5 protein-coding genes, 8 tRNA genes and 1 pseudogene are annotated in these 9,112 nt (G+C 37.4%); 10 read left to right on the top strand and 4 right to left on the bottom strand.

What is annotated here, in order from left to right:
- Positions 1-165: 165 nt before the first annotated feature.
- Both NGR58_RS01420 and NGR58_RS01415 read right to left on the bottom strand, forming a co-directional pair.
- A tRNA-Cys gene (locus tag NGR58_RS01420) sits at positions 166-236 on the bottom strand.
- Positions 237-348: 112 nt separating this feature from the next.
- A pseudogene (locus NGR58_RS01415) lies at positions 349-636 on the bottom strand (MerR family transcriptional regulator); the annotation flags it as partial.
- 347 nt (positions 637-983) lie between these two features.
- Between NGR58_RS01415 and NGR58_RS01410 the strand changes: the two are divergent.
- Positions 984-2,156, top strand: coding sequence for a hypothetical protein (locus NGR58_RS01410; protein WP_258087939.1), 1,173 nt, complete (start codon positions 984-986; stop codon positions 2,154-2,156).
- Between the two features lie 14 nt (positions 2,157-2,170).
- Positions 2,171-3,340 (top strand): metal-dependent hydrolase family protein, encoded by a 1,170-nt coding sequence (locus tag NGR58_RS01405; protein WP_258087938.1) that lies wholly within the window; start codon positions 2,171-2,173, stop codon positions 3,338-3,340.
- Positions 3,341-3,587: 247 nt separating this feature from the next.
- Here NGR58_RS01405 and NGR58_RS01400 read toward each other — a convergent pair whose 3' ends face one another.
- Both NGR58_RS01400 and NGR58_RS01395 read right to left on the bottom strand, forming a co-directional pair.
- The gene (locus NGR58_RS01400) at positions 3,588-4,928 is read right to left on the bottom strand and encodes a M20/M25/M40 family metallo-hydrolase (RefSeq protein WP_258087937.1); all 1,341 of its coding nucleotides are present in this window, start codon (positions 4,926-4,928) and stop codon (positions 3,588-3,590) included.
- Positions 4,929-4,941: 13 nt separating this feature from the next.
- A complete protein-coding gene (locus NGR58_RS01395) occupies positions 4,942-6,120 on the bottom strand; it encodes a hypothetical protein (RefSeq protein ID WP_258087936.1) in 1,179 nt (392 codons plus the stop codon).
- A gap of 706 nt (positions 6,121-6,826) precedes the next feature.
- Between NGR58_RS01395 and NGR58_RS01390 the strand changes: the two genes are divergently transcribed.
- From NGR58_RS01390 to NGR58_RS01355, 8 genes are all read left to right on the top strand, one after another.
- Positions 6,827-6,899: transfer RNA gene (locus tag NGR58_RS01390), tRNA-Val, on the top strand.
- Positions 6,900-6,901: 2 nt separating this feature from the next.
- Positions 6,902-6,975, top strand: a tRNA-Asp gene (locus NGR58_RS01385).
- Between the two features lie 8 nt (positions 6,976-6,983).
- Positions 6,984-7,056 (top strand) — tRNA-Phe (locus NGR58_RS01380).
- Between the two features lie 42 nt (positions 7,057-7,098).
- A tRNA-Trp gene (locus tag NGR58_RS01375) sits at positions 7,099-7,169 on the top strand.
- Positions 7,170-7,183: 14 nt separating this feature from the next.
- Positions 7,184-7,256 (top strand) — tRNA-His (locus NGR58_RS01370).
- Positions 7,257-7,313: 57 nt separating this feature from the next.
- Positions 7,314-7,397: transfer RNA gene (locus tag NGR58_RS01365), tRNA-Leu, on the top strand.
- A gap of 46 nt (positions 7,398-7,443) precedes the next feature.
- Positions 7,444-7,527, top strand: a tRNA-Leu gene (locus NGR58_RS01360).
- Positions 7,528-7,906: 379 nt separating this feature from the next.
- Positions 7,907-9,049 (top strand): trans-sulfuration enzyme family protein, encoded by a 1,143-nt coding sequence (locus tag NGR58_RS01355; protein ID WP_258087935.1) that lies wholly within the window; start codon positions 7,907-7,909, stop codon positions 9,047-9,049.
- Positions 9,050-9,112 lie beyond the last annotated feature (63 nt).

Raw genomic sequence — 9,112 nt, 5'->3', positions numbered from 1 at the left:
TTTCCGTATTTTATAAGGCGGAATACCTTGTAGATACATTGTGACAGCTTCAATTTGTACTTCTTTTGAAAACATAGTAAAACCCCGTAAGTTTTGGAAATTACTCCAACTTACGGGGTTCAGTTCAAAACTGACGCGACACTGTCAGTTTGTCCTTTTTTTATAAGGTAGTGGCGGGAATCGAACCCGTGATGACGGTTTTGCAGACCATTGCCTTACCACTTGGCTACACTACCATATACATTTGCTACCACGATTACATATTATAGGGGAAATGAAGCAAAGTTGCAATTGTCTAATTGAATTGTGTGGTAAGCCGTTTAGATAGGAAGTAGTAATAAGTTTAGTTTATTCATGATGTCCTAATCTTTTCAAATAGTCAGCAAAGGCTTCATTTTCGGCAGAAATACTGGCTTCTTTTGCTTTATACCAATTAATTTTGTCATTTAAAATTTGCAGATGATGCTGTATTTCGGAAAACTGAGTTAAAAAATCATTCTTAGTAGCCTTTAAAAGCTCAAGACGCTGTGGAATGGTACTATCTCCTTGTTCGCGCCAAATAATATATTGTTTAAGCTCTTTAACACTCATGCCAGTACCTTTTAAATGATTCAAAAATTTGAGCCAACTGACATCGTCTCCAAGGCCTGTTTCCGATATGCAATCGGAGGCAGGCTTTTTATTTAATTTGTTTTCTGATTAGATTTAGATTAAAATATATCGATTGATATTAATATATTGAAGCTATTATTTTCGTAACTTAAAGATATTACGTAAGCGATTAGCATTGTGCATGGTAGTGGTTGTTAGTATGATAATGTGATTTTATTTCCTGTATTATTTCGGATGTAATCATATCTTTTATATTCAATGATAATTGTTTCTTTCACGCTTTTTCTTATATTTGTTAAATTTGAACTTTACAAATTTTGTTATTAGAAATATTATAAATAAATGAAATATAAATGAGGAAGAGGTTGTGGATGGAATTTTTGTTGAGTTTTTTAATTGTAATGGTTTTTATGTTTGTTGGGGAATGGGCGTCCACGATAACTAAAGCTTATGTGCCATCAGTATTTGTTTCGGCTGTTTTATTTACCATTGGGTTCTGGACGATATTGCCCAAAAATGTTGTATCACAGGCTTCGTTTGGTAGTGAATTCGTTGCTGTATGTATTCCAATCTTATTGGTTCACTTAGGAACTATGATGAACTTACGCCAATTGTTGGATCAATGGCGTGCCGTAACGATTGCACTTACTGGTACTTTAGGGACAGTCGTGTTAACTCTTTCTCTAGGGACATTACTTTTTGATTGGCATACTGTTATAGCTGCTATTCCTCCCTTAACTGGTGGTGTGGTATCAGCAGTATTGATGACAGATGGGTTAAAAGCAGCTGGGCTAACCACGTTAGTAGCTTTACCAGTATCGATGTTTATCATGCATAGCATGATTGGATATCCACTGACATCTGTCATGTTGAAAAAAGAAGGTAAGCGATTAATAAAAGAGTATCAAACAATACCGGACAAACAAGCGGTTATAAATAAGCAATCAAGTAGCGATGATAATAAGCCACACAAATTGATACCTGAAAAATATAATACTAGCGCATTTATGTTATCTAAAGTTGCCGTCGTTGGACTGCTAGCCATTTTACTATCGAAGTGGAGTAACGATGCGGTTAACTCTAATGTTATCGCATTGATACTAGGAGTTATCGGTCGCCAAATTGGATTCTTAGAAAAGGATATTTTAAATCAAACCAAAGTGTTTAATTGGTTAATGTACGGTCTATTAGCTTATGTGTTCTCACAATTAAGTATTACAACACCATCTATGATGGGAACAATTATCGTGCAGATTTTGGTTTTAATTACTCTAGGAATCTTGGGAATGTTTCTTGCATCTTGGATACTTGCCAAACCAATGAAAATGTCAAAAGAAATGGCTTTTGCGACATCATTAACTGCATTATTTGGGTTTCCAGCAGATTACATTTTGACTTCAGAAGTAATCTCTCACTTAACTAAGGATGAAAGTGAACAAACTTATTTAACTGACCGTATGATGCCTAAGATGCTAGTTGGTGGCTTTGCGACAGTGTCTGTGGCATCTGTCATTATCGCATCTGTATTTCTTAAATTACTATAAAAAGGAGAACTAAAATGAAGGTACTATATCAAAACGCAAAGGTATTCACTGGTAAAAATACGGAGTTTGCCGATGGCATTGATTTTGCTGTAGATGAAGAAACTGGTAAATTTGTTTCTCCGGACAATACTGAAAAGACTGTGGATTTGTCTGGTAAATATGTTATGCCAGGTATGATTAATGCGCATACACATATTGTTGCTGATCCATATAATAAAATTGCTATCTTAGGAGATAAAAATGTGACAGCAGCTAAGTCTACGTTCTTAGCTTTGGGCAATTTGAAAAAGCTATTGTCAGATGGTGTTACGTACATTAGAGATGCTGGTTCTGTTTTTGATGTCGATATTGAGTTAGCTGATTTGGAAACTTCAGGAGACATACAAGCACCTGGCATTATTGGATCGGGAAATCCCTTGACGATGACAGGGGGACATTTTAGTAACGGTAGCTATGAAGTTGATGGTGTTGATGAAGTTCGTAAATATGCGCGTCTTGCTCTAAAAAAAGGCGTTCAAAATATTAAGATGATGGCCACCGGGGGCGTATCATTTAGTGGTGAATCACCTTGGGATGTGCAAATGACTGAAGAGGAATTACGTGCGGGAGTTGAAGAAGCGCATCATAAAGGACGTACGGCATGTGCTCATGCACAAGGTACAGAAGGTATTCAGAATGCTGTTCGTGCTGGTGTGGATTCTGTAGAACATGCAATATATTTGGACGAAGAAACGATTCAGATGTTTTTGGATAGTGGTACATATATTGTGCCCACTTTAACGGCACCTTGGGCTATAAATGAAAATGCTGAAGATTTGCCACCATTTATGGTAGAAAAGTCATTAGCTGTTTCAAAAGCCCATATTGAAAGTATCGGAAAAGCAGCAAAAGCTGGCGTTAAATTAGCAATGGGAACAGATTCTGGTACATCATATAATAACTTTGATAAAAATTCTTCTATTGAAGTAGCTATGATGGTAGATGCTGGTGCTACTCCGCTTCAGGCATTACAAGCAGCTACAATTAACGGTGCTGATTTGCTCAATGTTGCCGATAAAGCTGGATCTATTGAGCCAGATAAATTAGCTGATTTCATTGTTCTATCAGAAAATCCACTGGTTAATATTAGCGCATTACAGAATAAAAAGGATGTATACAAAAAGGGACAATTGTTTGTACAATAATAATCAGTTATCTTGAAATCAAGGGAGTATCCATAAGTGGATACTCCTTTTTTAGTACTGTAAAAGTTTAAGATAAGTGATATTAATTAAAGGGCGTATGTGTACCTGTCGAATACTTACTTATTATTAAATTTATAAAAATGGTCGGTAAACTTACTATATAGTAAGTTTACTGACCATTTTTGTTTTAACTATTAACTTCAATTATTAAGATTCAAAATAATAATTAGTAACTATCGTATTTTGATTATTCTTCTGAAAATTTTTGAACTAGATTTACCAAATAATAAGTACCCTGCTTAAAATCAGAGAGACGGATGTTTTCATTTGGCGCATGCGGTGTACTGCCGCTGTAATGAATGCCAAAACCGACGATTGGGATTTGTAGATGATTATAAAATGCTCTCATAGGGCCCGCACCTGGCTGATTTGGGATTAATGCTACCTGATTACCGAATAGTTCCTGAGCTAATTTATAATTTTGTTGCACAAACTCGTTTTCGAGGGGTGTCCGATGGGCTTCTTCTGATAAATTAAAATGAACTTGCAAATCACCAAAGCCATTGTGTTTCAATTGTTCTTGAATATAATAAGCTATCTTTTCGGGATCTTGTCCTGGTACTAATCGGCAATCCAACTTGGCTTTAGCGTATCGTGGAATGACTGTTTTAACACCAGATCCTTCGTATCCAGCGCTTAGCCCGTTAATAGTCATTGTGGGTTCATTCATTACGGCGTAGAAAGGCTTTTTTACAGGCAGTTCTCCATTGTTTACACCAAAAGTATCGATGACTGTTGAAGTATTGAAGCGTTGCTCCAATATTTCGATCTGTTTTTGTGTGTAGTCGCTCAATTGTGTAATACCATCATAAAAATGAGCAACATTAATTTGACGATCAGATCCATATAAACTAGCTAATCCTTGGACTAACCGCCAGGCAGCGTTATCTAGATAAGCTGCCAATGAAGAGTGTGCATCAGATGTGGCTGTACTTACATCCACATCAAAGGAGGTGATTCCTTTAGTTCCAGCGATGATTTGGAAGTTATCATCTTCATCCATGCCGCCACCTTCCCAAACAAATGCATCACATGTTAAATCAACAGCGGCATCTTGAACATACTTATCTATGTTGGGACTACCAATTTCTTCTTCTCCTTCAACCATAAATTTTATATTGCAAGGTAAACCACCGTTTTCTTGATAATAACGTACCGCTGCTAATCTGGATACTAGCTCTCCTTTGTCATCACAGATTCCTCGAGCATATACTTTATTATCTTTATAAGTGGGCTCAAAAGGATTAGTTTGCCATTCATCAGTTGGATCTTCCGGCTGAACATCGTAGTGATTGTAAAACAACAATGTTTTACCGGTATGTCCTTTGAAAAAGGCGTAGACAGCAGGGTTGCGGTATTCTGAATAGACTTTTACTTCACTAGCACCTAATTCTTTGAATTTCATTGTTAAGTAGTTTACAGCTTCTTGAATACCTTTATTTTGTGCAGATACACTTTGAATTCTGAAAAAATCAGCATCCTTTTTTAGTTCTTCTTCAGCGTATTGATAAATGTTTTCTTGATTCATAAGAACCTCCTTTTTACAACAGTTTTAGAAAGAAAGAAGCGATAAAGACGGCAGCTACCGAAACTGTAGCAAACCCACCGACCAGCATCTTAGGCAACATGTTATCTAGTAAGAATATTTGTTCTTGCTTGTCTTTTGTTAGGTTGTTAACGACATCAGTAGTTAGAATATAATCTGATGGGAACCCGCACAAAGCAGTTAATGAGCAGGCAAATGCCATTTGACGAGACATGCCGAAGGGTTTAGCCAATAGGAATGATGCAATAAACATTCCTATTAGACCCAAAACAATGAGAGTAATTACTTGTAGTAGGATTTGCCCAATTGTTTGTGGTGTAGTTGCATTCAGTTCGGCCAAGATATATGCTAATAAACCATACATTAGCCAGTTGAAAACACCAGCTTTGTTCATCGCATTATCATCTAAGAAGCCAATTTCGTGGAAAATAACGCCAAAGATCAAACATAAAACATTGGCATTAATTGCGCCACCTAGCAAATCACTTATCCAATAACTGCCCGCCGCAATTATTGCCACTTTAGCTATGATGAAAGCAGAAGTTTCATAATCTTTACCAAAGCTAAAGAACTGATGACGTTTAGATTCGTCAGTTTTTTCGTTGATAACACTTGCCTGGGCTTTAGCAGGATCACTTGCATAAACTTTCTGTAAACGATGGCCTTCTTGTTTAAGCATTAATGAAATTAGTGGAAAACTAACAATATGATGTACAACAAACATTGACACAGGGTAAGCGACAATTGCAGTTAAACCAACAGACTTGATTCCTTGGGTCATTAATGCTGCTGACACGAGCCCACCAGTTAATGTTGGTACGGTAGCTAAAACTAAATTCTTACCAAAAAAAGCTAACCCAACGGATAGTGTTAATAACATCGTACCAGCGACGCCAATTAGTGCGATACAGACTGCTTTCCATTGCTGTAGTAATTTTTTTAAGTTCATTAAGGTTCCTAGATGAACTAATAGTAGACCAATGCAGATATTAACGAACGGGGTACTATAGGATACTTTTTCGATTAAATCTTTTGGTAATACTGTCCAAAATCCAATTAAAAAAATTAGTGCGGTAACAAAAATTGATGGTATCCATGATTTAGTCCTAGTTGAAATCCATTCACCAATAAACATTGCTGCCATGACAAAGCAGAAAAACAACAAATTTTCCATATAAACTCTCTCCTATAACAAGTAAATCAACATTATCTATGAGTTGTATCCCTTGGCTTATAGCCCTACACATATATATGTTTTTTTAAAAGGGGTAGTGTGATAAAAATATTTGATCATAATGTCATACCTTATCCTCTCCGTAGTTTTTTATTACTCAAAAAATAAAAAAGACCCCAGCTATTGAAAGCTGGAGCCTTTAAATCACTAGAAATAATTAATTAGTCTTAACCTAGTAAGTCCAGTTTCAAAGTTTCTGAAAAGGACTTACTGTTGAAGTCCCTTATGGAGCTAACACTAAGTCTAATAAATTGATAATAATTGCTGATATTTTATTTGAACTTGTGTTAATTACCATAACTTGGGCCTCCTTGATTAAGCTATAATTAGAATTATAATCTTATTTTAATTAAAATCAACAGTTGATTTGGATTTAAATTATTACGGGTGAATTGGTTATGAGTCGTCGGCTAGGTAAATAATTGATGAAGAATTATTTTGGATAAGATTTTTCTTGTTTTTTATGTAGTTGTAGAATATAAGGTAAGGGGTTGTAAAATAAGTCAGACGTTTCTATCTCTCTATTGAACGTCCCTCATCACTTCATATTCAGATAAAATTAAAATCATATGTCGTTAAGGGTTGCAAAGCTTGCGAAATATAGGTATAATAATTTCTGTTGTTAAGTTTACAGCAACGAGAAAATGGACGTTTAGCTCAGCTGGGAGAGCACCTGCCTTACAAGCAGGGGGTCACAGGTTCGATCCCTGTAACGTCCATTGGTCGCATGGTCTAGTTGGTTATGACGTTCGCCTGTCACGCGAAAGATCACGGGTTCGAATCCCGTTGTGACCGTTTATAATGGCGCGGTAGCTCAGTTGGTAGAGCATACGATTGAAGCTCGTAGTGTCGACGGTTCGATTCCGCCCCGCGCCATTTGACGATACAATGTATTGTCAATAATAACCATCTTTAAATAGGGGTATAGTTTAATGGTAGAACAACGGTCTCCAAAACCGTCGGTGGGGGTTCGACTCCCTCTACCCCTGTTTCTTTGATGATGGCGGTAGTGGTGAAGTGGTTAACACACCGGTTTGTGGTTCCGGCACGCGTGGGTTCGATCCCCATCTACCGCCCTCAGAGTTATTGATTAATAACTCTTTTTACATTTATATATGATAATAATTAAATATGCCGTTGTGGCGGAATTGGCAGACGCGCTGGACTCAAAATCCAGTTCTCGCAAGGGAGTATGGGTTCGACCCCCATCGACGGCATTCGGTACGACTGTTTACTAGCAATACGTTTATTTAATTATTACATGCCGTTGTGGCGGAATTGGCAGACGCGCTGGACTCAAAATCCAGTTCTCGCAAGAGAGTATGGGTTCGACCCCCATCGACGGCATATTTTAAGTTCTACAAACTTAGTTTGACTAGGTTTGTAGAACTTTTTTGTTTGGAATTGATGATGAATAGGCCAGCGTTGTATTTTCAGCGCTTGACAGTCGTATAATAATGCAGGTACACTTACACCAACAAATTCAGTGGAGGGTCATTATGAATCAATCAATGCTTAATGTAACAGCTTGTTTCTGTCGAACAATGCGCTTTATGCGATGTTCGGCCTGTTAGTATTGGTATTTTTTAAGGAATAATAACCTTAAAAGTTCAATACCCACTTGGCTGGGATTGAACTACGGGCGCGAAGTCTCTGATGAAAATCAGAATTTCGCGCCTTTTTTTATTAGGGGAAATTGAGACATTAACGAATAGGGGACAATAAAATGGAATTTGATACAAAATTAATTCATGGTGGTATTAGTGAAGACGAGTTTACTGGGGCAACATCAATGCCAATCTATATGGCATCAACTTTTCATCAAAATAAAATCGGTGAAGGTAAGTATGAATACTCACGTTCAGGTAATCCAACCCGTGAAGCGGTTGAAAAGTTAATTGCTGATTTAGAGGGTGGTACTGCCGGCTTTGCTTTTGCTTCAGGGTCTGCGGCCATCAATACGGTATTTTCACTCTTCTCAGCTGGGGATCATTTTATTGTTGGTAATGATGTTTACGGTGGTACCTTCCGTCTGATTAATTCAGTATTAAAGCGTTTTGGTATGACATTTACGATTGTTGATACCCGTGACTTGGAAGCTGTTAAGCAAGCTATCACACCAGAAACGAAAGCCATTTACTTGGAAACGCCAACTAACCCCTTATTGCGGGTGACTGATATTGCAGCGGTCGCTGATATTGCGAAGCAACATGGTATATTAAGTATTATTGATAATACGTTTGCGTCGCCTTATATTCAGCGGCCACTTGAATTGGGCGTTGATATCGTATTGCATAGTGCTTCAAAGTATTTGGGTGGACACAGTGATGTTATTGCTGGTTTGATCGTTACTAAAGACCCAGAGTTGGGAGAGCAAATTGGCTTTTTGCAAAATGCCATTGGAGGTGTTTTAGCACCACAAGAAAGTTGGCTGTTACAACGAGGCATTAAGACCTTGTCACTACGTATGCGGGCACATTTAAAAAATGCCCAAGCAGTTTTTGACTATCTAAATAAGCAACCCATGGTAAGTAAAATTTATTATCCAGGTGACCCAGAAAATCCAGATTATGAAGTCGCTAAGAAGCAAATGAATGGTTTTGGTGCGATGATTTCTTTTGAATTGCAACCAGGATTAGATCCTAAGGTATTTGTTGAACAGTTAAGAGTTATCACACTGGCTGAGAGTTTGGGAGCTATCGAAAGTTTGGTCGAAGTACCAGCTGTGATGACTCATGGTGCCATTCCACGAGACATTCGGTTACAGAATGGGATTAAGGATGAATTAATACGTTTGTCTGTTGGCATTGAAGACCAAGCAGATTTGTTGGCTGATTTGGCGCATGGGTTCCAATATTTAGCCGATTAAAAAGTTTAAATAACAAATTTTTAGCGAGAATGAAAGCGGTAACAGTGTTATAATTGATATGTG

The organism is Weissella fangxianensis, assembly GCF_024718545.1.
Lineage (GTDB): Bacteria > Bacillota > Bacilli > Lactobacillales > Lactobacillaceae > Weissella > Weissella fangxianensis.
This window is presented reverse-complemented; position numbering and strand designations above follow the sequence as displayed.

Coding starts and splice junctions, on each gene's coding strand:
- NGR58_RS01410 (WP_258087939.1), top strand. CDS start 984: ATGGAATTTTTGTTGAGTTTTTTAATTGTAATGGTTTTTATGTTTGTT.
- NGR58_RS01405 (WP_258087938.1), top strand. CDS start 2,171: ATGAAGGTACTATATCAAAACGCAAAGGTATTCACTGGTAAAAATACG.
- NGR58_RS01400 (WP_258087937.1), bottom strand. CDS start 4,928: ATGAATCAAGAAAACATTTATCAATACGCTGAAGAAGAACTAAAAAAG.
- NGR58_RS01395 (WP_258087936.1), bottom strand. CDS start 6,120: ATGGAAAATTTGTTGTTTTTCTGCTTTGTCATGGCAGCAATGTTTATT.
- NGR58_RS01355 (WP_258087935.1), top strand. CDS start 7,907: ATGGAATTTGATACAAAATTAATTCATGGTGGTATTAGTGAAGACGAG.